Below are 25,310 nucleotides of genomic sequence, written 5' to 3' on the forward strand. Positions count from 1 at the left end.
CAGTGGCCCGGTCAGGCGGGCCGTCCCGCCGGGGAAACTCTCGCCCGGGGTCGTCCCCGGTGCGGTCGGATCGATGCCTTTGTCAGTCCCAGACGATCATCTCGACCGGGGTCGGGTTGTAGGCGTTGCAGGGGTTGTTGAGTTGCGGGCAGTTGGAGACCAGCACGATCACGTCCATCTCGGCGCGCATCTCGACGTACTTGCCCGCATCCGAGATGCCGTCCTCGAAGGTCAGGCCGCCCTCGGGCGTCAGGGGCACGTTCATGAAGAAGTTGATGTTGGGCACGACGTCGCGCTTGGTCAGGCCGTAATGGCTCTCGGCGATCGCGGTCAGGAAGCTGTCGCGGCAGTTGTGCATCGGCTTCTTGTCGAGCGCGTATCGCACCTGGTTGGACTCGGCCGAGCAGGCGCCGCCCAGGGTGTCGTGACGGCCGCAGGTGTCGGCGGTGATCGTCAGCATCACGTTGCCCTCGTTGGACATCAGCTCCGAGCCGGCGGTCAGGTAGGCGTTGACCTGGGAACGGATCGTGTCGATCGCGCTGTAGTGCTCCTCGGTCGGACGTTCGAGGCTGTAGAAGATCGTGTCGGCCGCCTGGTTGCCCTCGAGATCGAGGATGCGCAGGGTCTGGCCCTTCTTCACCTCGTGCATCCACGGCTTGCCAGCCGGGACCACTTCGCGGTAGATGGCGTCGGCCGGGTCGAGCGGGCTCTCGACCAGTGTCTGGCTGCTCATGAGTAGGCCTCCTGACAGTTGTGGATCGCGGTGTTGGCGTAGGCGCGCGCGTTCTCGGGGCGGAAGTTCACGCAGTAGTCGTAGGCGGGAACCACCGGCTCCGAGCGATAGATGACCAGGTCCACGTCACCGGGGCGGTAGGACGGGGCGGGATCCATCGGATGCGGTGCGGTGTTGAGCACCACCAGGGTGTCCATCTCGGCGCGCAGGTCGATGTAGTCGCCGGGCTGGCTGTTGTCCTCGTCGAATCGCAGCCCGCCGTCCGCGTCGGCGTGCACCTTGCTGAAGAAGTTGAGGTTGGGCACCAGATCGCGCTGGCCGAGGTTCCACTTTTCCAGCTCGATCAGGAACAGCTCGCGGCCGCTGCGGTAGAAGTCGTTGCCGTACTCCTGGTAGCTATGCTCGCCGTACTTGTCGCGGATCATCCGATCGTCGGTGATGCCGCCGATGGTGTCGTGCCAGCCGACGCTGTCGTCGACGATCGACATCATCACCCGGCCCATGTCGGAGTAGAGCATGTTGCCCTTGGTCAGCTTGGAGGTGTGCTGGCCCTTGAGCGTGTCCGGGGCGTTGTAGCGCTCCAACGGATTGGTCGGGTTGTAGAGCAGGGTGGAGACGTTGGCACGGCCGTCACGGTCGACCAGGCGCAGCGTGAAGCCGCGCTTGATCACCAGCGACCAGTAGCGCGCGCCGGGCAGGGTGTCCCGGTACACGATCGGCGTGTTGAGTTCGGAAGTGGTGTTCATCCTTCCTCCTCGGCTGTGGATGAATGGGTGACGACATCGGCGTCCAGGCCCAGGCGCTGGCCGACTGCGCGATAGACCGACGGGTGCGGGGTCGCGTGGGACAGCGGGATGTCGTAGGTGATGTTGGCCCCGTAGGCCCCGGGGGCCTGCGGGTCGTGGCGGACCTTGTCGAACACCAGCAGCCGGCTGCCGAGCTCGAAGGCCTCCTTGAGGTCGTGGGTGACCATGAAGATGGTCAGGCCCTGGCGCTGCCAGAGCTCGCGCACCAGCTCGTGCATGTCCTGGCGGATGCCCGGATCGAGCGCGCCGAACGGCTCGTCGAGGAGCAGGATCTTCGGATCCTTCATCAGGGCCTGGGCGATGGCCAGGCGCTGCTGCATGCCGCCGGAGAGCTCGCTGGGGTACTTGTTCGCCGCCTGCTCCAGGCCGACGGAGGCAAGCATCTTGCGCGCCCGCTCACGGGCCTCGCGCCGGTGCCGGCCGAACAGTCGCCCGGTGAAACGGGTGTGGCCCAGTTCCTCGGCGACCAGCACATTGCCCAGCGCGGTCAGGTGCGGGAAGACCGAGTACTTCTGGAAGACCACGCCGCGGTCGGGGCCCGGCTCGTCGGGCATCGGTCGGCCGTCGAGCTGCATCTCGCCGCGGGTCGGGCTCTCCTGGCCGAGCAGCATCCGCAGGAACGTGCTCTTGCCGCAGCCGGAGGCGCCGACGATGGTGACGAACTCGCCGGAGTCGACGTGCAGGTCGATGTTCTCCAGTACCACGTCGCGGCCGTATTCCTTCCAGACGTTCTTGAGCGTGACGGTGCTCATCAGGACCTCCGTGCCCGGTACCAGGGGAAGACGACGCGCACGATCAGGCGCAGGATCACGTCGGCAAGAAACGCCAGCAGGGTGATCCACATGACGTACGGCAGGATCAGTTCCATGTCGAGGTAGCGCCGCACCAGGAAGATGCGGTAGCCCAGCCCTTCGGTGGCGGCGATGGCCTCCGAGGCGATCAGGAACAGCCAGGCCGAGCCCAGCGCCAGGCGAGTGGCGTCGAGCAGGCGCGGCATGACCTGGGGCAGCACCAGTCGCAGGATGATCTGCCAGGTGTTCGCGCCCAGGGTCTGCGCCTTCACCAGCAGCTCGCGGGGGAGTTCCTCCACGCGCTGCTGGATGTCGCGCATGATGAAAGGGGCGATCCCGAACACGATCAGTGCAATCTTGGCGACCTCGCCAACGCCCAGGGCGATGAAGAGGATCGGCAGCACCGCGAGCGGCGGGATCATGGATAGGACCGAGACAAACGGCGAGAAAGTCCGATTCGCGTAGGGGATCAACCCGGTCAGCACGCCCACCACCAGGCCGATGGCCATGGCGATGCCGACGCCGAGACCCAGCCGGATCAGGCTGGCCGACGTGTCCACCCAGAGGGTGAGCTCGCCGGTGCGGCGGTTGGGCTCGGTGGCGACATCGGCGAAGGTGTCGGCCATGGCTGCGATCGACGGCAGCAGCGGGTCGTCCGGGTTCTCGGCCAGCCGATTGGCGGAGGCCGAGAGGTAGACCAGCAGCACCAGCACGAACGGCAGCAGGCCGAGGGCGAGTCGCCAGGGGGCAGCCGGTGCCTGGTTGATCAAACGCTTCATGGGTCAGTCCGTTTGGCTCGGTGGGTGTCCCGGGCCGGCCCAAGGTTTACTCGGTGCCTGCCCGGGGATCGACGGGCCCGGATCAGAGCTCGCCGTCACGCGCCATGCGAGTGTAGTCGGCGTTGAAGCGGAACTTGACGTTGGATTCGCTGCCCAGCACGGAGCCATCGGCGAACTCGATACCGACGAAGTCCGGGCTGTCGGCACGCTCGCCCAGCAGGCCGTGCTTGAACGCGAACTGGCGGACGCTTTCCATGGTTTCTTTCGGCGTGCCGCTCTCGAGGAAGGAGACCGCGTTGGCCGGGTCGTAGAACATGCTGGTGGAGTCCAGCTGAGCCTCGTAGCCGGCCAGATCGGTGCCGGCGGCCTCGGCCATGGCGGTGCGCGCCTCGACGGCGGCCTCGGAGTCACCGCGCATGGTGCTCATGATCTCGTACCAGGCGCCGGTCAGGGCCTTGCCGAGCTTGGGGTTGTCCTCGAGGGTCTCGGTGTTCACGACCAGCAGGTCCATGATTTCGCCGGGAATCTTCGAGGAGTCGAACACCACGTGGGCCCCGTCCTGCTTCTTGAGCTCGCCGAGCTGCGGGTTCCAGGTCACGACGGCCTCGACGTCGGACGAGGAGAAGGCGGCGACGATGTCGGCATCCGAGGTGTTGACCACCTTGACGTCGCGCTCGCTCATGTCGACCGATTCCAGGGCGCGGGCGAGCAGGTAGTGGGAGACGGACAGCTCGACCAGGTGGACCGACTTGCCTTCGATGTCCTCGAGCTTGTCCGTGCCCTTCAAAACGACGCCGTCGTTGCCGTTGGAGAAGTCACCCATGACCAGGGCGGTGGAATCGACGCCACCGGCGGCCGGGATGGTCAGCGCGTCCATGTTGGTGACGGTCACGCCGTCGTAGGAACCGGCGGTGTAGAGGTTGATCGACTCGATGTAGTCGTTGATCTGGACGACGTCGATCTCGATGTCGTACTTGTCGGCCCACTTGTCGACGATGCCCTCGGTCTCGCCATAGCCCCAGGGCATCCAGCCCACGTAGATGCTCCAGGCGATCTTGAAGCTGTCGCGCTCCTCGGCGAGGGCCTGGGGAGCGGCGAACGAGCCGGCGAGGGTGGCGGCCGACAGGGCCGCAGCGGTCAGATAGGAACGAAACGGGCGTTTGAAACCGGACATGGTTCTCTCCTGTGAGGTTTACAGACGGCGCGCCGGAGCATCACGTGCGATCTCCCGGGCTTTTGTCCCGCCGTGTAACCCCTCGTTGGAGAGGTCGGCGACTCTCGGACCAGTCATCCGCAGTGCGGACCGGAACCCTAGTCGCCCATTGAATCCATGTTGTAGACGATGTCCGGAACCGCACGTCCAGACTCCTTGCGCGTCACGATCACCTTGGTTGCAGGGATGGTGCCAACGTGGGCAGGAATGGATCTAGGTAATGCAAAACAACACGTTGGGATCGAAACCTGTTGCGTCGTGTTGAGTGCGGGGCGGTCGCGGATGCACCCGAATGGGCCCGCATGCACGGTGATGGTGCGTGGGGCCTAGAGCATCCACTCGATCGGCATCAGGGAGAACAGCCAGACCGCGCCGCGCTTGATCAGCCCGGCGCCCGGCTCCCGATCGTGGCGGACGATTTCGCTGTCCTGCCGCTCGAACCACACGATCTCGCCGTCTTCCAGTTCCAGTCGGTAGGCGCTTTCGGGCACATGCATGTCGAAGGTATGGCTGATGGCGGACGCAAGCTCGCTGCTCTCGATGACGAAACCTACCTCGGTGTTGAGCAGCACCGACCGCGGATCGACGTTGTAGGAGCCGATGAAGACCCGCTGCCCGTCGATGACCACCGCCTTGGCATGCAGCGTGGTGGCCGGGCTGCCGAACGGTCCGGCCCCTTCGGGTCGGGGATTCTCATCGCCGATCCGCTTCATTTCGTAGAGCTCGACGCCGGCCTTGAGCAGGGGTTTGCGGTAACGGGCGTAGCCCGAATGGGCGGGCGGCATGTCGGTGGCGTCCAGGGAGTTGGTCAGCACCCGGACCCGCACACCACGCCGGGCGAGCGTGCTCAAGGCGTCGGTCAGGGTCGGCGTGGGGACGAAGAACGAGGAAATGATGTCGACGGACTGCCGCGGCACGCCCAGCTTGTTGCGCAGGTCGATGGTCAGCAGATCCTCGAGGGCGATCGGCCCCAGGCCCTTTCTGGGCGGGTCGATGACCAGTTCGGTCGGCGCCCAGATCAGTCCGAGCTCCCCACGCAGCAGGCTGCCGACGATGAAGTTCTCCCGTACGGCCACCAGCAGGTCACGGGTGTTGCTCGACAGGGCAAGCGTGTCGGCCTTCCAGTCGAGTTGGTCCAGGGCCTCGTCGGGTGCAGGCGGCAGGATCTGCTCGGCCGGGTAGGCCGCCCGGCTCTGCCAGTAGTCGTCGAAGCCGGTGGAGACCTCGTCGACCACCGGGCCGATGGCGAGGATGTCCAGATCGGAGAACAGGAAGCCGTCGGTCGCGCCGAAATAACTGTCGCCGATATTGCGACCGCCACTGATCAACGCGGTGTTGTCCGCGATCATGACCTTGTTGTGCATGCGACGGTTTGCCCGCTCGAACCGGGTGAGAAACCCCACCCAGCGGGCATCGCGCATGAGAAACGGGTTGAACAGGCGCACCTCGATGTTCGGGTGGGCATTCAGCGCGGCCAGCTCGGTGTCGAGTTCGGTGGTGCCCTGGTCGTCGAGCAGCAGGCGGACCCGCACGCCTCGCCTCCCGGCGTCCAGCAGTTCGCGGAGCAACAGCGTGCCGGAGCGGTCGCCGTACCAGATGTAGTACTGGATATCGAGCGTTCGTTGCGCCCGGCGGGCAAGGTGCGTCAGTGCGGCAAACGTTTTTGCCGGTTCGTCGAGCAGGTAGATGCCCATCTGGCCCGGATGCGCGGCCGTTTGAGACTTCAGGGCGTTGCCGAGCGGCGTCAGGCGGGCCTGGTCGGTGGTGATGGCGCTGGACTCGGGCCGGTCCTTTACCGGGGGCAGCGCGCAGCCGGCAAGCAGCACGGCGGCCATCAGGGTGAGCAGCAGTCTCGTTCCCGGCAGTGGCTGGATCACGTATCGGCTCCCATCATTACCACTTCACCATAGACGTTCGCTCAGGGCCGGGGTTCGATTTTGCCGTCTGTCCCGTCGTCCGGATCGATGATCGCCCCGTCAGGCGCCACGCGCATCCCTCCCGGTTCGCTCTCCCCGGCGCCGATGCATAGATAGCTAATTATTAGTGCGGAATCACCGGTGAACTGGCACAATCGCGCCTCCTTTGCCACGGTCAAACCTGAGGGGTTTGCTCAGGATTTCTGACCATGACATCCCGATCACTCGCTACTCCCTGTGACAGCGGTATCCGGAGAGCCTCCGCATGCGCAAGAATCTGCCCGTCACCGACAATGAGCGCACCTTCAATCCCGGCGAGCGACTGGTCTCGACCACCGACCTCAAGGGCCGAATCACGCACTGCAATGATGCGTTTGTGGCCATCAGCGGGTTTACTCGCGACGAATTGCTCGGCCAGCCGCACAACATCGTGCGCCACCCGGACATGCCGCCCGAGGCCTTCGAGGTGATGTGGGAGCACCTCAAGGCGGGCCAGCCGTGGATGGGGCTGGTGAAGAATCGCGCCAAGAACGGTGATTTCTACTGGGTGGACGCCTACGTCACGCCGATCACCGACAACGGCGAGATCGTCGGCTACGAGTCGGTGCGTTCCGAGCCGTCGCGGGAGGACGTGCGTCGCGCGGACACGCTCTACCGCCGCATCCGCCAGGGCCGCGGCGGGCGCCGGCTGCCGGTTCCCGGTCCGGACACCGTCGGGGCGACCGGCGTGCTGGCCAGTGGCGTGGTGCTCGCGACCGCTGGTGTCGTGCCCGGGGCGGTGACCTTCGGTGGTGTCGGTCTGGTCTACGCGCTGATGAGCCGCATGCAGGCCGCACGCATGGTGCGTGCGCTGCACGAGCAGTTGCCGAACGCCTTCCGGCATCCGCTCGCCGTCGCCTCCTACACGAACGAGACAGGCTGGCTCGGGCGGCTCAAGGTGGCGATCAAGAGCGAGCAGGCCCGCATGGTCACGGTGCTCACCCGCATCGAGGATGCCTCCCGGCGGGTCAACCACCAGTCCGGGGTGGGGCTGGATCATTCCACGCAGGCCAAGGACGAGATTGCCCGTCAGCAGACCGAGACGGAACAGGTCGCGGCGGCCATGCACGAGATGTCCACCACGATCAGCGAGGTCTCCCGCCACGTTCAGCGAACGGCGGACAAGTCCGGCCGCTCCGCGGAGCTCGTTGACGCGGGGCGTGAGCTGTCGGCGCGCACCCGCGAGTCGATCGTGGACCTGCAGGGGACGGTCAATGCCATTGGTGATGCGGTCGAAGGCGTTTCGCGCCAGACCGGCGAGATCGCCGAGGCGGCCGGCCTGATCGACCAGATCGCCGATCAGACCAACCTGCTGGCGCTGAATGCGGCCATCGAAGCGGCGCGGGCCGGCGAGCACGGCCGGGGCTTTGCCGTGGTGGCCGAGGAAGTGCGCCACCTGGCGCGCCGGACCCAGGACTCGACCCGAGATATCCACCAGATCATTGCCGGCCTGACCGAGCAGGCTCAAGCCTCGGTGGCGGTGGCGCAGCGAGGCCGCGAGGCGGCCACCGCGGGTGTCGAGCGGGTGCACGAGTCCGAGGAAATGCTCGACGGCATCGCCGAGGCGGTCGACTCGATCCGCGACATGGCCACGTCGATGGCTGCGGCCGTCGAACAGCAGGCAACCGTCTCGGGCCAGGTCGATCAGCAGGTGCAGAACATCTCGTCGCTGGCCGGTTCCAGCCTCGACCTGTCCGCGACGGCCAATCACAAGATCCACGAACTCGAGCGCATCGCCGTCGAGCTGCACGAGCTGGTGAGCCGTTTCAAGCGCAACTGATTGATTGGCCTGTCGGAACGCCTTGTCTGAACTACGCTCCTTGGTATCCATCCCACGGTGAGGATGCGGATCATTTCGATCTGCAACCGTACGGATTGCAACAGAGGAGGGTATGTGATGGAACGTACCGGAATCATCAGCGAACGTTTTCCTCATGTCGTCGATGCCGTATTCCACGACGAACGCGGCGCCCGGGAGGCGGCGACTGCGCTGGCGGCCAAGGCCGGTCTGTCGGATGAGCAGATCGACGTGGTCCGACCCAACGACCCCCAGCGGGCGGAGAAGCTGGAGCCGGAGTCGGCCGATATCTTCCGCACCATTCTTCGCTCCCATGTCGCGCTTGGCGTGATCGGTGTCGTCGTCGGCCTGATCCTGGCCGGCATCCTGATCGGGGCTGGTTTCGACTTCGCTCAGGCCCGCCCGGGCTGGGTATACGGCATCTTCGCGGTGATCGGCGGCCTGTTCGGCATGATGGGCGCCGGTGTGGTCTCCGTTCGACTCGATCATGAGCGGGTGATCGCCGAGACCCGGGACGCCTCGACGCACGGCGAGTGGACGGTCGTGGCCCACGCCGACAGCGAGGACGAAAAGCACCGCGCCAGCGAGCTCCTCAAGGAGTACTCCGGGAAGGTCAGCGAATCGTTGTGATCTGTTGACGGAGGCGGCCGTCTTCACGGTCGCCCGGGCAAGGAAGGCGCTGCATGACATTCGACATCAACTGGACTTCGGTCTACTGGAACCTGACCTATCTCGCCGCGGCCTACGTGCTGGCGCTGCCGGTTGGGTTCGAACGCGAACGTCATTCCCGCTCGGCCGGGCTACGAACCTTTCCGCTGGTGGCAGTGGCCAGTTGTGCCTACATGCTGCTGGGCATCAACGTGCTCGATTCCAGTGACGCCGAGGCGCGCGTTTTCGAGGGCATCGTCACCGGCATGGGATTCATCGGCGGTGGCGCGATCCTCAAGAGCACGAATCATGCTCACGGGACGGCCACCGCGGCGAGCCTCTGGGCCACGGCGGGTATCGGCGTGGCCGTCGCCTGGAATCACTTCGAGGTCGCACTGCTGCTCTCGGCGTTGACCTTCGCCAGCCTGTGGTTGCTCTCGCCGGCCAAGGGCGTGATCAAGAGCGACCAGCCGCCCCATGACGATTCGTGACCGACGACGTCGAGCGGATGGTCATGTGCCATGAAAAAAGCCCCGGTTTCCGGGGGCTTTCTTGTTGCGGGGGGCTCGGCGTGGATCAGCAGCGGCCCTTCTTGGCCTGGCCGGGCGGGCAGAAGCGACTCGGATGCGAGTTGTGCTGGATTTCGTGGCGGTGACGCTCCCGGTAGCGGTAGTCGCCGTGATCGTCGTGGTCGCGCGTGGATACGCCCGTGCCGACGGCCGCGCCGATGCCCGAGCCGACGATCGCGCCTTCGCGACCCCCCACCTCGGCGCCGACAACGCCGCCCAGCGCCCCGCCGATGGCGCCACCGATGGCCGCATCCTTGTGCAGGTCGCCGCCCATGGCGGCCGTGGCGGGAAGAATCAGTGCCGCTAACAGGGTCGGAATGCGTACTGACATGGAAGTGTCTCCTTTGTGTGTTGATCGGCGGGACGGCCCCGCCCGAGTCCAATCAGGCAGATTCGATTGGCGGCGGGCGGTCGAGTTCCCTTCAGCTGCCACCGTTCTGATCGTCATCGCTCCTTTTACCACCATCCGGCCCCACGATCACCTCGATGCGGCGCTGCGGATCGATATGGCGCTCGAATGCCGCCTCGATACCGTCGGCATCGACCGATCGCACCCGGTCGGTGTAGTCGTCGAAATAATCCAGCGGCAGGCCCAGAAAGGCCAGGGCGCCGGCCTGTTCGGTGATCTTGCGGTTGCTGTTCAGTCGCATCGGGAAACCACCGACGAGATTGGCCTGACTGTCGCCGACTTCCTCGCCGGTCGGCCCGTTGTCGATAAAATCCGTCAACTCGTCGATCATCAGCGACAAGGCCCGCTCGGCCTGATCGCTGCGCGTCTGGATGGCCATCACGAAGCGCCCGCCGGCGCGCAGCGGCATCAGGTAGCTGTAAGTGCTGTAGGCCAGGCCGCGCTCTTCGCGGAGTTCGCCCATCAGCCTCGAGGCGAACCCGCTGCCGCCGAGGATGTGGTTGCCGACGTAGAGGGGCATGTAGTCCTCGTGCCGCCGGGGGATGCCGTCGAAGGCGACCAGCACGGTCGACTGTTCGGCGGGGAATTCGACATGCACGGTCCGCGACTCCTCCAGCGGCGGCACCGGCGGCAGGTCGGCCGGGCGTTCCCCGGCGGGCAGGCTCGTGGTCAACCGGTTGGCCAGCCGTTCGGCCTGCTCGCGATCGAGATCGCCGACGATCACGACGGTGGCGTTGCGGGCGACGAAGTAGCGCTGGTGGAATGCCTGAACGTCGGCCCGCTGGATACGCTCGACGCTCTCCGTGCTGCCGTCGGTCGGGTGGCCGTAGGGGTGGTCGCCGAAGGCCGCGCGGCGCAGGGCATCACTGGCCACCGCCCGGGCCGACTGCTGGCGGGCCTCGATGCCGCGCAGCTGGCGGTCTCGCTCGCGGTCGACGTCCGCGGCTGCGAAGGCCGGGCGGGCGATCACCTCGGCCATCAGGTCGACGGCCGGCCACAGCCAGTCGGGTTCGGTCAGGCTGCGCAGCCGGATGGCGGTCGATTCCAGGTTGGCGCTGGCAGAGAACTGGGCACCGACCCGGGCGAACCCGTCGGCGATCGCCTTGGCGTCGCGCTCGGTGGAGCCTTCCTCGAGCAGGCTGGCCGTCAGGCTGGCCGTGCCGGCCTTGCTCTCCGGATCGCGGGCACTGCCGGCATCGAGGATCACGCGCGCATCCACCATCGGCAGGGTGTCGGTGGCGTAGAACAGCACCTCGGCGCCGTTGTCCGTGGTCCAGGTTTCCAGCGGCAGGACGCTCTCGGCACGGGCGGTCAGTGCGCTGAACAGGGTAACGAGGGCGACCGGAATCAGTCGCAGTGTCTGGTGGCGCCGATCAATCACGATCCGTACCTCCGCTGGATGCATTTCGGGTCGAGCCGGCCAGCTGCGGGCCGCTGTCGGGTCGGGGCTCGAGGGTGGTCAGGGTCAGCGCCGTATCCTGGAAATAGGTGCGGGCGACGGCCTGCACGTCGGCGGGCGTGATCGCGCGGATCCCCTCGACAAAGCGGTCGGCCAGCCGGTAGTCGAGGCCGATGGTCTCGTACATGCCCAGCGTCATGCCCTGGTAGAACAGCGAGTCGCGCTCGTAGATATCCGAGGCAACCACCTGGGCCTTGATGCGCTCGAGCTCGCCTTCACCCACCGGTTCGTTTTTCAGCCGCTCGATCTGCTCGCGCAGCAGCGCCTCGACTTCGGCGAGCGACTGGCCGTCGCGCGGGGTGGCATCCAGGGTGAAGAGCGTGGTCTCGCGGGCGTTGAGGTTGTAGCCCGCCGAAGCGGCCGAGAGTTTGCCGGCCCGCACCAGGTCGTTGTTCAGGCGCGCGCCGGAGTCGCCGGAGAGAATGCCGGCGGCCACGGCCAGTGCGTAGGCGGTCTCTTGATCGTCGGCGGTCACGAGCGAGGGCACCTTGTAGCCCATCAACAGGTGCGGCAGTTTCGCCGGGATCGACAGGCTGGCCCGCTTGATGCCGTGCTGGGCCTTCTCCTCGCGCGGCTTGGCCGGTGGCAGATCACGAGATGCGACCGGTCCGTAGTGTTTCTGCGCGAGTTCGACCACCGTCTCGGGATCGACGTCGCCAACGACGATCAGCGTGGCGTTGTTGGGGGCGTAGTGGTTCTCATACCAGCGCTGCAGATCCTCGACGGTGTAGGCGTCGATGTCCGTCTTCCAGCCGATCACCGGGTGGTGGTACCCGCTGCTGGTGAACGCGGTCGCGTAGAGCAGCTGGTTGAGGCGGGCGGTGGGGTTGTCCCGCACGCGGGTGCGCCATTCTTCCTTGACCACCTCCTTTTCCTTGGCGAACTCCTCGGCGTCGAGGGCGAGGTTGGCCATGCGATCGGCCTCCCAGCGCATCATGGTCTCGAGCTCGTCGGCGGCCAGCGTCTGGTAGTAGGCAGTGAAGTCGCGCCCGGTGAAGGCGTTCTCCTCGCCGCCCAGGCGGGCGATGATCTCGGAGAACTCGCCCGGGCCGAGGTTCTCGGTGCCCTTGAACATCATGTGCTCGAACATGTGGGCGATGCCCGTGATACCGCCCGGTTCGTCGGCCGAGCCCACCTTGTACCAGATCTGGTGGGTGACGACCGGGGCGCGGTCGTCGGGCAGCACCAGGACCTTGAGGCCATTGTCCAGCGTCGCCTCGTGTACGTCGGCAGCCGAGGCGGAGACCACGCCGGGCAGGCACAGCGAGCCCAGCAGGGAGAGCAGGGTGGCGAATCTCGTCAGGGGGCGTGCTCGATGCATGCGTTTCAGGTTCCCATGGGCGTTGAATAGGGGCGCGGCGCGCGCCGTTGGCTCGACCGAATGAGACCGCTCACGATCGATGCGGTTTCACATCCGGCCATCCGGGGTCCAGACTCCGGGAACAGCATTTTCCCGGAGGCGGTCATGGACTTCACGATCATACAAGGCGATATCGCCAGTGAGGCGGCCGATTGTCTGGTCAACGCCGCCGGCACCTCGCTCGCCATGGGCAGTGGCGTGGCCGGGGCGTTGCGCGACGGGGCGAACGGGCCGATCAACGAGCAGGCGATGGCCCAGGGGCCGGTGCCGCTGGGCGGCGTGGCCGTGACCGATGCCTTCGACCTGCCGGCCCGCTGGGTGATCCACGCGGCAGCCATGCCGCACTACGGCGATGGTCGCGCCACGGAGGATAGTATCCGCGACGCGGTGCGCAACACGCTCGAAAAGGCAGACGAACTTGGCTGCGCCTCGGTCGTGATCCCGCCGCTGGGTTGCGGCGTCGCCGGCTTCGACCTGGCGACCGGCGCGCGCCTGATCCTCGAGGAAATCGCCGCCTACCGGCCAAGGCGGCTCAAGCAGGTTCGCCTGATCGTCTATCGCCCCGAGGACCAGCAGACGGTGGAGACGGTCGCCCGGCAGGTGCGCGAGGGCTAGCGCGTCGCACAAAAAATCCGGCCGCTGGGGCCGGATTGTCGTGTCGGGGCCGGGCGCCGGCGTCAGCCGTTGACCACCTTGCGCGGACCGTCGGCCGGCGCTTCCACCGGTGGCGGGGCGTCGCCCTCGAGCTTGTCCGCGTAGGCCGTGCTCGGCCCGTTGACCAGGAAGTCCATCAGGTGGTTGCGGAACGGGTAGTAGTGCCCGTCGTGATGCATCTCCTGGCGCGAGCGCGGCTTCTTGAGCGGATTTTCCGCGCATTCGGCAACCTCGGCGAGCGGACCGTTGGTCATCAGCAGGATCTTGTCGGCCAGCAGGATCGCCTCGTCGACGTCGTGGGTGATCATGAACACGGTCTGACCGGTCGCCCGGCAGATCTCGAGCAGTTCGTCCTGGATCACGCCGCGGGTCAGGGCGTCCAGTGCCCCGAACGGCTCGTCCATCAACAGCATCTTCGGCTCGATGGCGAAGGCGCGGGCAATGCCGACCCGCTGGCGCATGCCGCCGGAGAGCTGGTGGGGCTTCTTGTCGATCGCGTGCGACAGCCCGACCATGTCGATGAATTTCTCCACCTGGGCGTTGATCTCGCTCTTGGGCTTGTCCTTGAAGCGCGACTTGACCGCGAAGGCCACGTTCTCGCGGACGGTCAGCCAGGGCATCAGGGCGTGACCCTGAAAGACCACCCCGCGCTCGAGCCCCGGTCCGGTCACTTCCTTGTTCTCCATGAACACGTAGCCGGCGGAGGCCTCGTCGAGGCCGGCGAGGATGTTGAGGATGGTCGACTTGCCGCAACCGGAGTGGCCGATCAGGCAGACGAACTCGCCCTGTTCGATCGTGAAGTTTAGGTTGCGGAAGACGGTGACCGGATCCTGGCCCATCGGGCCGGGAAAGGTCCGTTCCAGGTTGTCGACCTGGATGAAAGCGGGAGTATTCATGCTCAGACCTCCTTATAGCTGACGACCTTGCCGAGCAGGCCGAAGATCAGGTCGAGGATCATGCCGACCACGCCGATCAGCAGGATGGCGAAGATCACGTTGGCGAGATCGAGGTTGTTCCACTCGTTCCAGATGAAGTAGCCGATGCCGGTGCCGCCGACGAGCATTTCCGCGGCGACGATGACCAGCCAGGCAATGCCCATCGAGATGCGCATGCCGGTGAGGATGGTCGGCGCGGCGGCCGGCAGGATCACCTTGAAGGCCTTGCGCAGCGGGCCGACTTCCAGTGTCTTGGCCACGGCCAGCCAGTCGTCACGCACGGCAGCGACGCCGTAGGCGGTGTTGACCAGCATTGGCCAGATCGAGCAGATGAAGATCACGAAGATCGAGGAGATCGACGCGTCCTGGATGATGTACAGGGCCAGCGGCATCCAGGCGAGCGGCGAGATCGGCTTCATCACCTGGATGTACGGATCGAGGGCCTTGCGCATCAGCGGCGACATGCCGATCAGAAAGCCCAGCGGCACGGCGACCAGCGCGGCGAGGGCGAACCCGGCCAGCACCCGCCACAGCGAGTAGGCCAGCTGGATGCCGATGCCCATGTCGTTGCTGCCGGCGACGTAGAACGGATCCGACAGGTGCGTCCAGATGGCCGACCCGATATCCCCGGGGGTGGGGATGTCGGATTCCTGCATGGTGTCCAGGCCCATCATCTTGGCGTACTCGGGATCCATGTCGCCGAGGTCGACCTTGGTTGGCAGGGTGGCTCCCCACCAGGCGCCGAGGAAGACCAGCAGGATCAGGATCGAGACGATGCTGGCCCGGAAGGTCATTGACTGGCTCATGGCTTAGCTCCTCCCGATCTCGAAGGATTCGAGGTATGCCTGCGGGGTGGCCGGGTCGAAGACCTTGCCCATGATGGTGTGCTTCTTGCTGTTGATCTCCGGTGCCGGCAGACCCATCTCGACCAGGCGCTGACGCGCGTCGGTGGCACGGAAGATCTCCTCGGCGATGTCCGCGTAGTCGATGTCTTCCTTGATGTAGCCCCAGCGCTTCATCTGGGTGAGGATCCACACGCCCATCGACTCCCACGGGAACGGATCGAAGTCGGCACGCTCGGGTTCCTCGATGATGTTGCCCAGGCCGTCGGCATAGCGGCCGGTCATGACCTGGTCGAGCACGATCTTCGGCTGGTTGAGGTAGTTGGCCGGGGCGATCGCGTCGATGATCTCCGGGCGATTCTCCTTCTTGTGCGCGTAGACCGTGGCACTGGCGATGGCGCGGAACAGCGCGGAGAAGGTGTTGGGGTTCTCCTCGACGAAGCTCTTCGTCGCACCGAAGGCGCAGCAGGGGTGGCCGTCCCAGAGGTCTTTCGACAGCACGTGGATGAAGCCGGCGCCCTCGTAGACCGCGCGCTGGTTGAACGGCTCGGGCCCGAGGAAGCCGTCGATGTTGCCGGCCTTGAGGTTCGCGACCATCTCCGGCGGAGCGATCACCTTGAGCTTGACGTCCTTGTCCGGGTCGACGCCGTGCTCGGCCAGGTAGTAGCGCAGCAGCAGGTTGTGCATCGAGTGGTCGTAGGGGATGCCGAAGGTCATGCCCTTCCAGTTGCTCGGGTCGCGATTTTCCTTGTGCTTGTTGTGCATCGTGATCGCCTGGCCATTGATGTTCTGAATGGTGGCGACATAGGTGTCCTGCTGACGGGCACCGATACCCATCGAGGCGGAGATCGGCATCGGCGAGAGCATGTGCGAGGCGTCGAGCTGGCCGTTCGCGACGTTGTCTCGGATCAGCGCCCAGCCGGCGGTCTTGATCACCTCGACGTCGAGGCCCTCGCGCTCATAGAAGCCCATCGGGTGGGCCATGATGATCGGCGTGGCGCAGGTGATCGGGATGAAGCCCACCTTGAGCTTCTTCTTTTCCAGCGGGCCGACCGGATCGGCGGCGACCGCCTTGGCGGCGGCCATCGGGAAGAAGGTCGAGACGGCGGCCATCGCGGTGCTCACGCCCACGGCCTTGATGAAGTTGCGGCGGGTCTCGTCTTCCGGGAACAGCGAGCGCATGATCGAGGATTCGACGGCGCGATTGAGGGCGGCCTCCTCGTCCGTCGGGTTCGGGCTGGCGGCGAGCGCTGCGTTGTGATCGGCCTGGCTGGCGTGCTTGCCGCAGGTGCAGCCGCGGTGCAGGGTCTGGTTGGGATCAAACGGGTTGTCGAATGCGGACATGGTTTTCGCTCTCGGTCGGTTGAGTGACACCGACGGAGTTGCAGATGCCGTGCCATGCCGCGAGTTCTTTGCCAATCGGTGCCAATTAATGGGAATTGGCGGCTTTTCGCACCAGAAGGAGGCGGAGCGTGCCCGGTCGTCCCGTTTCTGGTGCGTCGGCCGGCGGTCGCGGGCCGCACAATGCCCGCCAATGGCGGACAAAGTCGCAGGCCCGCTTCTTGCAGCCGTGGTGATTGTCACCGAATCGGAGCATCGCCATGCCCAATACCGCCCTCGCCACCAGCTCGTCCCGCGCCGACAGCGCCGATGCCGAACTGCTGGTCGTCCACGAGGCGACCCAGCAGCTCTCGCACATGAACGACCCCGATACCGTGATCGGCCACATGCTGCGGCTGCTCTCGCAGATCACCGGCCTCAACCGTGGCCGGGTGGTGCTGCCCGATACCAGCGGCGAGTTCATGGAGATCCGCTATTCCTACGGCCTGGTGGCCGCCGAGCGCGAGCGCGGCCGCTACCGGATCGGGGAGGGCGTGACCGGGCGGGTGATGCGCACCGGCCAGGTGGCGGTGGTCCAGGACATCGACGAGGAGCCGGTCTACCTTACCCGGGCGGTCGATCGTGACGCGCTCCCGCCGGAGACGGTGGCGTTCCTGGCCGTGCCGATCCTCAACGAGGACAAGCCGATGGGCGTGCTGGGGGCGCACCGCATCCGCGAGCGCCACCGGCCGCTGCATCGGGACATCACGTTGCTCCGCATCATGGCCGCGCTGATCGCGCGGGTGCTGAAAGTGGACGATCTGATCCGCGAGCAGACCGCCGCGCTCGCGCAGGAAAACCAGTCACTGCGCCAGGCACTGTCGAGCAATCAGGAGGGCAGTCACGGCATCCTCGGCGAGAGCCCGGCCCTGCGTCAGGCCGTCCGCCAGACCCTGCACGTCTCGCCTACGCAGGCGACCGTGCTGCTCAATGGCGAGTCGGGCACCGGCAAGGAGCGTTTCGCACGCATGGTGCATCTGACCAGTCCGCGCTGCGACGGGCCGTTCATCGCCATCAACTGCGCGGCGATCCCCGACCAGTTGCTGGAATCCGAACTGTTCGGCCACGAAAAGGGCGCGTTCACCGGCGCGGTGAGTGCCAAGAAGGGCAGTGTGGAACTCGCCTCGGGTGGCACGCTGTTTCTCGACGAGATCGGCGATCTGGCGTTCGACCTGCAGTCGAAGCTGCTGCACGTGCTCGAGAAACAGACCATCCACCGCGTCGGCGGCACCAAGGACATCCCCGTGGACGTGCGCATCATTGCCGCGACCCACAAGAATCTGCAGGAGGCGGTCAACCAGGGGCGATTCCGCATCGACCTGTTCTACCGCCTCAATGTCTTTCCCGTTCACCTGCCGCCCCTGCGCGAGCGGGAGGGCGACGTCAAGCTGCTCGCCCGGCATTTCCTGCAGGTCGCCAGCCAGGAATTCGATCGCAATGCCGTGTTCGAGCGCGGGGTGCTCGATCGGCTCGCCGCCTACAACTGGCCGGGCAACATCCGCCAGTTGGAGAACGTGATCAAGCGGGCGGTGCTGGTGGCGCAGAACGGCTGGATCACTGTGGCCGACGTCGACCTGATCCTCACCCACGAGTCGCATGTGACCGACCATCTCGAGGCCGGCGGCACGCCTCGATCGGTCAACGAGCCGACGAAGGCCCCGGGCGAGGGCAGCGGCTGGAGCGAGCCGGGCGCGGCGACCATGGGGACTCCGGTCGCTCCCGCGGTACCGCCGGCACGAAGCTATCGCTGGGTGCGCGAGGAGGAATCCGAGGCGCTGCTGCACGCGCTTGATCAGGCGGGTGGCAACAAGACGCAGGCCGCCGCCCGGCTGGGCATGACGCCACGGCAGTTCCGTTATCGGCTGGACAAGCTCGGCTTGCGCCAGACATGAGCCGCATTGAACGTCTCGCCGCCGTAACACGCATCCGGATTGAACCTCTGGTTTGTTGCCTACACTAAGGGGAGCCCGGTCCGCCGGGTACGTGTGGTTTCAACCAGAGGGATATGTCATGAAACGAGTAGCTCGAGTTGTCAGTCCGTTCGTGATTGCTTCGTTCGCGCTGGGCAGCATGCCGGCAATGGCCGCGCCGTCCGCAGTGGCCGACGGGCTGGTCACGACCCAGGAGGCGATGAACGCCGATGAGGCGTCCGCGGACCGCGAGCGCATCGCCGAACTGCTGTCGCGCGACGACGTGCGCAACCAGCTGGTCGCGCAGGGCGTCGACCCGGCCGAGGTCGAGCAGCGGGTCGCCGCGCTCTCCGACGAGGAAGTCCGACAGATGAACGAGCGCCTCGATCAGATGCCCGCCGGCGCGAATGCCGTCGTCGGCGCGCTGTTCGCCGTGTTCGTCATCCTGCTGGTCACCGATCTGCTCGGCCTGACCAACGTCTTCCCGTTCACCCGCTAAGGCCGGTCTTTCGGTCTGACGCTTCCGTCCGGCATCCCGTACGCCCGACAGTTTCAGATCGCTCGGGACGGGTCGGGTTGTCGGTGGTCCGTCGAATCAACCAGAGGGATATGCCATGAAACGCATCACCCGAATCGTTACGCCGTTCGTGATTGCTTCGTTCACCATGTCCAGCATGCCGGCAATGGCCGCGCCGTCCGCGGTGGCCGACGGGCTGGTCACGACCCAGGAGGCGATGAACGCCGATGGGGCGACCGCGGATCGCGAGCGCATCGCCGAACTGCTGTCGCGCGACGACGTGCGCAACCAGCTGATCGCGCAGGGCGTCGACCCGGCCGAGGTCGAGCAGCGGGTCGCCGCGCTCTCCGACGAGGAAGTCCGGCAGATGAACGAGCGCCTCGACCAGATGCCCGCCGGCGCCAGCGTGGTCGGCGTGCTGTTCGCCGTCTTCGTCATCCTGCTGGTCACCGACCTGCTCGGCCTGACCAACGTCTACCCGTTCACTCGCTGATAGCGCACGCCCGTGATCATGACGAGCCGTTCGATCCCAAGCGCCCGCTGGTCGGGCGCTTTGCTTTTCCTGGTGCTGTCCGTTCTTCTGAGCGGTTGCGCCACCACGCCGCCGCTGTCCGAGAAGACCCGTGCCAGCGTGCCCGAGCGCCACGTCATCGAGGAGGTGCCGTTCCACGGCCAGCGCGACTACCAGTGCGGCCCGGCGACTCTCGCCATGGTGCTGGCCCATGGCGGCAGACCGGCCAGCGTGGACGAGCTGATCCCGAAGGTGTTCCTGCCGGGGCGCGAGGGCAGCGTCCAGCCCGAGATGCTCGCCACGGTCCGTCGTCACGGGCTGATTCCGTTCGTGATCCCCGGCATGATGGATGCGGTCTTGCAGGAGGTCGGCGCCGGCCACCCGGTCGCCGTCCTGCAGAACCTGTCGTTGTCGTGGTTGCCGGTCTGGCACTACGCGGTGGTGATCGGTTATGACCTCGGCGAGGAAAGCCTGGTGCTTCACAGCGGCGAGACGCCACGCATGACAGTGGAAATGGGGCGTTTCGATGCGACCTGGGCGCGCTCCGAGCGGTGGGGTTTCGTCGCCCTGGCGCCGGGCGACCTGCCTGCCTCTCCGGTCGGTCGCCGCTCGGCCAAGGCGATTTCGGCGTTCGAGTCGGTCCAGGGCGTCGAGGCTGCGCTTCCGGCCTGGCGGGCCTTGGCCGAACGGGCCCCGGAGCTCGCGCTCGCCTCGTTCGGACTGGGCAACGCCCTGGCTGCAACCGGGGATGCCGCCGGGGCGGTCCGTGCCTTCCGCCGTGCGGCCGAGAGTGATCCGGAGTTCGCGGCCGCCTGGCTGAACCTCGGGCTGGTGCTTCGTTCGCTCGGACGCACGGAAGAGGCCGGTCGCGCGCTGCGACGAGCTGCCGCGATCGAAGACCCGTTGCAGTCGCGAGCTCGGAGCGCGCTCGACTCGCTCTGAGCGGGTGGGCGGTCGTCCGGCAGTCAGTCCGGTTCGTCGAGCAGCGGCACCCAGCCGGGCAGCGCCTCGACCCGTGACAGCCAGGCGCGCACGCCGGGGTAGGGTTCGAGCGACACCCCTGCCTCGTCGGCCAGGGCCACGTAGGGGTAGCAGGCGAGGTCGGCGATGGTGACGTGCGTGCCGACCAGCCACTCGGCATGGTCCAGTCGGGATTCCATGACAGCGAGCCCCTGGCGCCCCTCTTGCTGGCACTGTTCGCGGTTGAATGGCCGTTTGAGCCGCCAGACCGCCCGCGCCCGGGCAAGCCCGTAGAGCAGTTCGTCGCCGGCCAGGGCCAGCCACTCCATGACCTTTGCCTCGTCTGCCGGATCGTCGGGGAGCCACTGTCGGCTGCCATATCGCCGCGCGAGGTAGACCAGGATCGCCATCGAGTCCCAGATACGCACGTCGCCGTCGACGAGGAACGGCACCTGGCCGCGTGGGTTGATGCGAATGAATTCGGGCGAGGCGGTTTCGTTCTTGACCACGTCGATCGTGACGCGCTCGTAGTCGATGCCGAGCATGGAGAGCAGCAACCGCACCTTGTGGCAGTTGCCGGACAGCGGGAAGTCGTAGAGGGTGATCGAATGCACGGCGGTGCCTCGTAAAGCCACGATATCAGTAGGTTGTTGTCGCCCAGACTGACGGGGAAAGCAAGCCTTGAGGTGGGTGGTGGGCACAAAAAAGGCCCGGCATGCCGGGCCCGATGGAGATGGAAAGGTGCCTCAGGCGACGTAAGGCAGGCCTTCCTCGATCGGCAGGCTGGGGTCGCGCGACCATTCGTTCCAGGAACCGAAGTAGAGGCGGACCTTCTCGATGCCGGCCGAGCGCAGGGCCACCAGCGTGTTCGACGCCCGCGCGCCCTTGAAGCAGTAGAGATACACCTCGGAGTCCGGCGTGATGCCGACGCTGTCGCATTCGGCCCGGATCTCCGTGGGCGACTTGAAGCGTGCGACCCCGCCCGGCTTCATGAACCGGTACCACTCGATCCAGACCGCCTCCGGCAGGCGCCCCTTGCGCGGGCAGAAATCCTTGCCGTAGGGAGAGGAGCTTTCGGCGACCCACTCATCCACGTCCCGCACGTCGAGCAGTGTGATGTCGTCCGACGACAGCGCGGCCAGGATGTCGTCCTTGTCGAGCATCACGTCGCTCGCGGTCGTATCGAGAGGGAAGGTCGCCGGACTGGGCGAGGGGGCTTCATCGCTCACCGGCAGCCCGGCGGCGACCCAGCCCTGGAAGCCGCCATGCAGGATGCGGATCTTGTCCTTCGGGTAACCGAGGTGCTCGAGCAGGAACAGGCCGCGGCAGGACTGACCGAAGCCGGTATCCATGGCGTCCTCGTAGAGGACAGCGACCTTCTCGCCGTCCAGACCCGCCGCGCCGAACTTCTCGCTGAACTGGGTTTCCAGCTCCGCGAGCCCCTCGGGCGTCGAGTTGGCGAGGAAGGTGAAGATTTCCGGGATGTTGACGGCCCCCGGCAGGTGTCCGGCGGCATAGGCCTCCGGGTTGCGGGTGTCGATCAGTACGTGTGGCGTCGTCTCGATCAGTAGCTGCAGGTCGTTCGGTTCGATCACGGGGTTGCTCATGGCGGCTCTCCTGGGGGTGGCTGCCCCGAAAGGGGCGTTACGAGGTCGGCTGGTTCGGCCTCAGTATTCGGCACGTCGGCAGACGACATCCCGGTAAAGCGATTCGTGTTCACTGACGGCCGGGCCGGCCAGCGCGTAACCGGCGAGGGTGCCCCGGCTGACGAAATCGTTGCGCTGGCCCTCCGCCACGCGGTGGGGGACCCATCGGCCCAGGTCCGCCTGGCTGCGGTCCGGCGGGCAGAGCATGACGGGCAGGCTCGGTGTCTTGACGCGGATGGCGGCGGGGCGGTGCTCGAAGGGCAGTGATTCGCCGCCGAGATGCGCCGCGGCCGTCTGCGCCATGCGCCGGATCGGCTCGATGAAGAAGTAGCTGCGGCCCTCGATCTCGGCACAGTCGCCCACCGCGTAGACGTGGTTGTCGCTGGTCTGCATGGTGTCCAGCGAGGCGACGATGCCGCGGTTGGTGACCAGCCCGGCCCGCCGGGCGAGATCGGTGTTGGGCACCAGGCCCATCGCCGAGATCACCTCGTCGGTGATCAGCTCGCCGCCATTGGTGAGCGTGACCTTTAGCCGCCCGTCGTGGTGATCCAGTCGCGCCAGGCTGGTGTGGGGTCGGAAATCGACGCCCTTGGCGCTCAGGTGTTCGTTGAGTTCGCTGCCGAGCGGTGCCGGGGCGAGGCGGTCGAGCATGCGCTCGCTTAGGTCCAGCACCGTGACGCGATGACCGCCGGCGGTCAGGTCCTCGGCCAGTTCCACGCCGATCAGGCCGGCGCCGATCAGCGTGATGTGACGGCTTTCCCCGTCGAGGCGTTCGCGCAGGCGGCGATAGGCGGCCAGGTGGTTGAGTCGGGTGATCCGGCCGACGGCATCGCCGTCGAAGGCCCGGAATCGCTGCCGGGCGCCCAGTGCCAGGACCAGGTCGCCGTAATGGACCGGCCCGCGCGTGGTCAGCAGGCGCTTGCCGTCGCTGTTCAGTGAAATCACCGCGGTATTGGCCTGCAGGGTGATGTTCAGCTCGGCGGCCTTGGCCGGCCCGCTCTGCTCGATCAGGTCGGAAGGGGCGCGCCCCTGGCCGATCGCCATCGACAGGCCAGGCTTGGTGTAGGCGGCCGCCTCGTCGTTGCTGATCAGGGTGATCGGTCGCTCGGGGTCGCGGGCACGCAGTTCCTCGGCCACCGTCCAGCCGGCGATGCCGGCGCCGACGATCACCACCGAATCGGGACCGCCGACCCCGCCGCGGACGGCGCGGGGGCGAGGGGCGTCGGCCTCGGCGGCGCGCTTGGCGGCGTATTCGTGCAGGGGCATGAAGTCGGCCTTGGTGACGCCGCAGAGCGGGCAGTACCAGTCCTCGGGGATGTCCTCGAAGCGGGTGCCGGGGGCGATGCCGCTGTCCGGATCGCCCTCGTCCTCGTCGTATATCCAGCCGCAGACGGTGCAGATCCAGCGGATGTCCTGGTCAGATGTGCTCATGGCGGGTCACTCTTGATTCGATCAGTTCGGTCAGTGCCGGGAGACGCGGGTCCGGCTTGGGTCGGGTCGTCTGGTTCATCTCCAGTCCCGCCCGCAGCAGCAGGGTGGCCACCAGCGTCAGCTGGCAGGCATGGAGTGCAAGTTGGCGGGCGACACAAGGCATGGTGATCAGTCGATCAGCGTCTCGATCTCCTTGCGCAGGTGCTTTATCGCCGGGGTCACGATGGCGACGAAGTACGCCTCGCGCAGCTTGCGCTGGGCCGGGGCATCGGCGAGATAGCCGTTTGCGCCGGTATGCAGCATCGCGCTGTTGGCCGCCCGCAGTGCGAGCTCCGAGCCGGCCAGTCGCAGTTCGAGCACCTGGCGGAAGTAGGCCGGGTCCGGGTTGTGGACGTCGCGTGCCAGCTCGCGCACCAGCGCGCGGGCATCCTCGAGTGCCTCACGCAGTTCGTCGGGGCGGTCGTCGAGATAGCAGTTGACGTGACCCAGACGCGGTTCGACGTCTTCACAAAGGCGAATGCAGCCCTCGATCACGCCGGTGGCCATGCCCGCCTGCAAGAGGACGAACCCGGCCTTGATGCGATTGAGGAACGGACCGACCGGGTCGGCGATCATGTCGCTCTTGGGGATGAAGGCGTTTTCGAAGAACAGGGCGTACGTGCCGGTGCCTTCCATGCCGCAGAACTCGACCAGCTGCTTGAGCTCGAGGCCGGGCATGTCGGTGTGGACCAGTGCCATCACGTCGCGCGGGTTGTCGCCCTCGACGCGGAAGATCGAGCCGAACACGTGTGATTCGCCCAGATTGGAGATCCACGGCAGGTTGCCGTTGACGATGAAGCCGTCCTCGGTCTCCTCGGCGTGCAGCAGGATGTCCTCGATGCCGGCGAAGTACTTCATCGGGTTGGACAGGGCCGTGCCGCCGAGCAGTTCGCCGCTGGCCAGTTTCGGCAGCACGGTGGCCTTGAGGTGCTGGTTGTCAGAGTTCTCGACATACCAGGCCACGGCGTCCTGACACCAGGTCATGAAGCCGGTGGACATGCATTCGGCCGAGATGCGATCCATGTCGTCGATCGCCGCGGCGATATCCATGCCGCTGTCATTCTGCGAGGCCAGGTGGTGGCGATAGGCGCCGGCCGCGCCCAGCTCGTGCAGCACGTCGGCCGGATATTCGCCGCGATCGATGGCAATCACCTGCGGCTTGAGGGCGCGGCGGATGACGGTGTCGAGATCCGCCGTCGTCTCCTCGCGCAGGAATGCCGGAATGGGTGGGGGCGGGGCGGATTGAGGGTCCGCCACGTCCTTGGGAGAGAGAAGGGTCATGAGTCACCTCCTGGGTGAGGCCCGGCCGGGCCGGGCAGTGGTCGGTGACGAGCAGGGCGGCGATGAAAGCCTTGATGGAGCTGCCGCCCGCTCGTCGAACCGGATCAGGCCAGGTGGCAGGACAGGTCGACCGGGCGGGTCATGGTGTTGGCGACCGGCGACCACTTCTCGGCCGTGTCCAGCAGGTCCTGCAGCTCCTCGTCGGAAATCGGCTCGACCGGCTCGACGTCGAAGTAGACACGGATGGCGGTGAAGCCCAACGGCTTGGATTCGTCGAGATCCCCCGTGCCCCAGACGGCGGTGACGTTGATGTCCGCCTCCATGGAAAGCTCGAGCTTGGCGAGCTTGATGCCGCGAGCGGTGGCATTGGCCTGCACGCCGACCGCCAGGCAGGCGCCCAGGGCGGCCAGGGTTGCCTCGGAGGGGTTGGGTGCGGTGTCGTCGCCGAGCAGGTGCGGCGGCTCGTCGACCACGACCGGATCCAGATCGCGGATGTAGGTCAGGTTGCGGAAACGGCCCTCGCAGACGGTCTTCGCCTTGAGCGTGACGATCGCATCCGGGTTGGACTTGCCCTTCTCGCCCAGGGCCTTGAGGCCGTCGGCGTCGATTTCCTTGAGTGCCTGGCGGACACAGGACGGGGCGACGGGTTGGGCGGTTGCAGTGCTCATGGATCAATACTCCGAT

26 protein-coding genes and 1 riboswitch are annotated in these 25,310 nt (G+C 66.5%); of the genes, 8 read left to right on the forward strand and 18 right to left on the reverse strand.

Annotation, left to right across the window (positions count from 1 at the left end):
* Positions 1-82: 82 nt before the first annotated feature.
* The 6 genes from AWR35_RS09270 to AWR35_RS09295 all read right to left on the reverse strand — a co-directional run bounded on the left by AWR35_RS09270 (position 83) and on the right by AWR35_RS09295 (position 6,199).
* Entirely contained in the window at positions 83-733 is a 651-nt protein-coding gene (locus AWR35_RS09270) for an urea amidolyase associated protein UAAP2 (RefSeq protein WP_058575669.1), read from the reverse strand.
* Positions 730-1,479 carry an urea amidolyase associated protein UAAP1 gene (locus tag AWR35_RS09275; RefSeq protein WP_058575670.1) on the reverse strand — a complete coding sequence of 250 codons (750 nt, stop codon included), beginning with the start codon at positions 1,477-1,479 and terminating at the stop codon, positions 730-732. The genes AWR35_RS09270 and AWR35_RS09275 overlap by 4 nt, the downstream gene beginning before the upstream one ends.
* Positions 1,476-2,291 carry an ABC transporter ATP-binding protein gene (locus tag AWR35_RS09280; RefSeq protein ID WP_058575671.1) on the reverse strand — a complete coding sequence of 272 codons (816 nt, stop codon included), beginning with the start codon at positions 2,289-2,291 and terminating at the stop codon, positions 1,476-1,478. Before AWR35_RS09280 ends, AWR35_RS09275 begins: the two co-directional genes overlap by 4 nt.
* The gene (locus AWR35_RS09285) at positions 2,291-3,109 is read right to left on the reverse strand and encodes an ABC transporter permease (protein ID WP_058575672.1); all 819 of its coding nucleotides are present in this window, start codon (positions 3,107-3,109) and stop codon (positions 2,291-2,293) included. The genes AWR35_RS09280 and AWR35_RS09285 overlap by 1 nt, the downstream gene beginning before the upstream one ends.
* An 82-nt stretch (positions 3,110-3,191) precedes the next feature.
* On the reverse strand, positions 3,192-4,283 hold the full coding sequence (locus AWR35_RS09290) for a putative urea ABC transporter substrate-binding protein (RefSeq protein WP_058575673.1): 1,092 nt from the start codon (positions 4,281-4,283) through the stop codon (positions 3,192-3,194).
* Between the two features lie 49 nt (positions 4,284-4,332).
* Positions 4,333-4,435, reverse strand: a riboswitch (guanidine-I (ykkC/yxkD leader).
* A gap of 213 nt (positions 4,436-4,648) precedes the next feature.
* Positions 4,649-6,199 (reverse strand): phospholipase D family protein, encoded by a 1,551-nt coding sequence (locus tag AWR35_RS09295; RefSeq protein WP_197408187.1) that lies wholly within the window; start codon positions 6,197-6,199, stop codon positions 4,649-4,651.
* Between the two features lie 304 nt (positions 6,200-6,503).
* Here AWR35_RS09295 and AWR35_RS09300 point away from each other — a divergent pair, with 304 nt between their 5' ends.
* The 3 genes from AWR35_RS09300 to AWR35_RS09310 all read left to right on the forward strand — a co-directional run bounded on the left by AWR35_RS09300 (position 6,504) and on the right by AWR35_RS09310 (position 9,214).
* Positions 6,504-8,057 (forward strand): PAS domain-containing methyl-accepting chemotaxis protein, encoded by a 1,554-nt coding sequence (locus AWR35_RS09300; protein WP_058575674.1) that lies wholly within the window; start codon positions 6,504-6,506, stop codon positions 8,055-8,057.
* 117 nt (positions 8,058-8,174) lie between these two features.
* The gene (locus AWR35_RS09305) at positions 8,175-8,705 is read left to right on the forward strand and encodes a hypothetical protein (protein WP_058575675.1); all 531 of its coding nucleotides are present in this window, start codon (positions 8,175-8,177) and stop codon (positions 8,703-8,705) included.
* Between the two features lie 53 nt (positions 8,706-8,758).
* Positions 8,759-9,214, forward strand: coding sequence for an MgtC/SapB family protein (locus AWR35_RS09310; protein WP_058575676.1), 456 nt, complete (start codon positions 8,759-8,761; stop codon positions 9,212-9,214).
* 85 nt (positions 9,215-9,299) lie between these two features.
* Here the strand turns inward: AWR35_RS09310 and AWR35_RS09315 are convergent, their stop codons facing one another.
* From AWR35_RS09315 to AWR35_RS09325, 3 genes are all read right to left on the reverse strand, one after another.
* Positions 9,300-9,623 carry a glycine zipper domain-containing protein gene (locus AWR35_RS09315; protein ID WP_058575677.1) on the reverse strand — a complete coding sequence of 108 codons (324 nt, stop codon included), beginning with the start codon at positions 9,621-9,623 and terminating at the stop codon, positions 9,300-9,302.
* A gap of 91 nt (positions 9,624-9,714) precedes the next feature.
* A complete protein-coding gene (locus AWR35_RS09320; RefSeq protein ID WP_058575678.1) occupies positions 9,715-11,082 on the reverse strand; it encodes a pitrilysin family protein in 1,368 nt (455 codons plus the stop codon).
* The gene (locus tag AWR35_RS09325) at positions 11,075-12,481 is read right to left on the reverse strand and encodes a pitrilysin family protein (protein ID WP_156413978.1); all 1,407 of its coding nucleotides are present in this window, start codon (positions 12,479-12,481) and stop codon (positions 11,075-11,077) included. The genes AWR35_RS09320 and AWR35_RS09325 overlap by 8 nt, the downstream gene beginning before the upstream one ends.
* 144 nt (positions 12,482-12,625) lie before the next feature.
* On the opposite strand from AWR35_RS09325, the gene AWR35_RS09330 reads away from it, so the two are divergent.
* Complete coding sequence (locus AWR35_RS09330) at positions 12,626-13,135, forward strand: macro domain-containing protein (protein WP_058575679.1); 510 nt, start codon at positions 12,626-12,628, stop codon at positions 13,133-13,135.
* 62 nt (positions 13,136-13,197) lie between these two features.
* On the opposite strand, the gene AWR35_RS09335 is transcribed toward AWR35_RS09330, so the two are convergent.
* From AWR35_RS09335 to AWR35_RS09345, 3 genes are read right to left on the reverse strand one after another with little or no spacing between them, the layout of a single operon-like run.
* On the reverse strand, positions 13,198-14,070 hold the full coding sequence (locus AWR35_RS09335) for an ABC transporter ATP-binding protein (RefSeq protein ID WP_058575680.1): 873 nt from the start codon (positions 14,068-14,070) through the stop codon (positions 13,198-13,200).
* Between the two features lie 2 nt (positions 14,071-14,072).
* A complete protein-coding gene (gene ntrB / locus AWR35_RS09340) occupies positions 14,073-14,915 on the reverse strand; it encodes a nitrate ABC transporter permease (RefSeq protein WP_082664041.1) in 843 nt (280 codons plus the stop codon).
* Between the two features lie 3 nt (positions 14,916-14,918).
* On the reverse strand, positions 14,919-16,295 hold the full coding sequence (locus AWR35_RS09345) for an ABC transporter substrate-binding protein (RefSeq protein ID WP_058575682.1): 1,377 nt from the start codon (positions 16,293-16,295) through the stop codon (positions 14,919-14,921).
* A gap of 257 nt (positions 16,296-16,552) precedes the next feature.
* Here AWR35_RS09345 and AWR35_RS09350 point away from each other — a divergent pair, with 257 nt between their 5' ends.
* The 4 genes from AWR35_RS09350 (at position 16,553) to AWR35_RS09365 (ending at position 20,211) form a co-directional block, all read left to right on the forward strand.
* Positions 16,553-18,223: a sigma 54-interacting transcriptional regulator gene (locus AWR35_RS09350; protein WP_058575683.1), complete on the forward strand. Its 1,671-nt coding sequence runs from the start codon at positions 16,553-16,555 to the stop codon at positions 18,221-18,223.
* A gap of 118 nt (positions 18,224-18,341) precedes the next feature.
* Positions 18,342-18,740 (forward strand): PA2779 family protein, encoded by a 399-nt coding sequence (locus AWR35_RS09355; RefSeq protein WP_058575684.1) that lies wholly within the window; start codon positions 18,342-18,344, stop codon positions 18,738-18,740.
* A gap of 115 nt (positions 18,741-18,855) precedes the next feature.
* The gene (locus AWR35_RS09360; RefSeq protein WP_058575685.1) at positions 18,856-19,251 is read left to right on the forward strand and encodes a PA2779 family protein; all 396 of its coding nucleotides are present in this window, start codon (positions 18,856-18,858) and stop codon (positions 19,249-19,251) included.
* A gap of 18 nt (positions 19,252-19,269) precedes the next feature.
* Positions 19,270-20,211 (forward strand): PA2778 family cysteine peptidase, encoded by a 942-nt coding sequence (locus AWR35_RS09365; protein ID WP_058575780.1) that lies wholly within the window; start codon positions 19,270-19,272, stop codon positions 20,209-20,211.
* A gap of 23 nt (positions 20,212-20,234) precedes the next feature.
* Here the strand turns inward: AWR35_RS09365 and AWR35_RS09370 are convergent, their stop codons facing one another.
* From AWR35_RS09370 to AWR35_RS09390, 6 genes are all read right to left on the reverse strand, one after another.
* A complete protein-coding gene (locus AWR35_RS09370) occupies positions 20,235-20,843 on the reverse strand; it encodes a glutathione S-transferase family protein (RefSeq protein ID WP_156413979.1) in 609 nt (202 codons plus the stop codon).
* 132 nt (positions 20,844-20,975) lie between these two features.
* A complete protein-coding gene (locus tag AWR35_RS09375) occupies positions 20,976-21,836 on the reverse strand; it encodes a sulfurtransferase (protein ID WP_058575686.1) in 861 nt (286 codons plus the stop codon).
* A 60-nt stretch (positions 21,837-21,896) separates the two neighbouring features.
* Positions 21,897-23,306: an FAD-dependent oxidoreductase gene (locus tag AWR35_RS09380; RefSeq protein WP_058575687.1), complete on the reverse strand. Its 1,410-nt coding sequence runs from the start codon at positions 23,304-23,306 to the stop codon at positions 21,897-21,899.
* The gene (locus tag AWR35_RS10800; RefSeq protein WP_156413980.1) at positions 23,293-23,469 is read right to left on the reverse strand and encodes a hypothetical protein; all 177 of its coding nucleotides are present in this window, start codon (positions 23,467-23,469) and stop codon (positions 23,293-23,295) included. The genes AWR35_RS09380 and AWR35_RS10800 overlap by 14 nt, the downstream gene beginning before the upstream one ends.
* A gap of 5 nt (positions 23,470-23,474) precedes the next feature.
* The gene (locus tag AWR35_RS09385) at positions 23,475-24,626 is read right to left on the reverse strand and encodes an acyl-CoA dehydrogenase family protein (protein WP_156413981.1); all 1,152 of its coding nucleotides are present in this window, start codon (positions 24,624-24,626) and stop codon (positions 23,475-23,477) included.
* A gap of 104 nt (positions 24,627-24,730) precedes the next feature.
* Positions 24,731-25,294: an OsmC family protein gene (locus tag AWR35_RS09390; protein ID WP_058575688.1), complete on the reverse strand. Its 564-nt coding sequence runs from the start codon at positions 25,292-25,294 to the stop codon at positions 24,731-24,733.
* Positions 25,295-25,310: the final 16 nt, after the last annotated feature.

The organism is Guyparkeria sp. WRN-7 (assembly GCF_001641825.1).
Taxonomy (GTDB): Bacteria; Pseudomonadota; Gammaproteobacteria; order Halothiobacillales; family Halothiobacillaceae; genus Guyparkeria.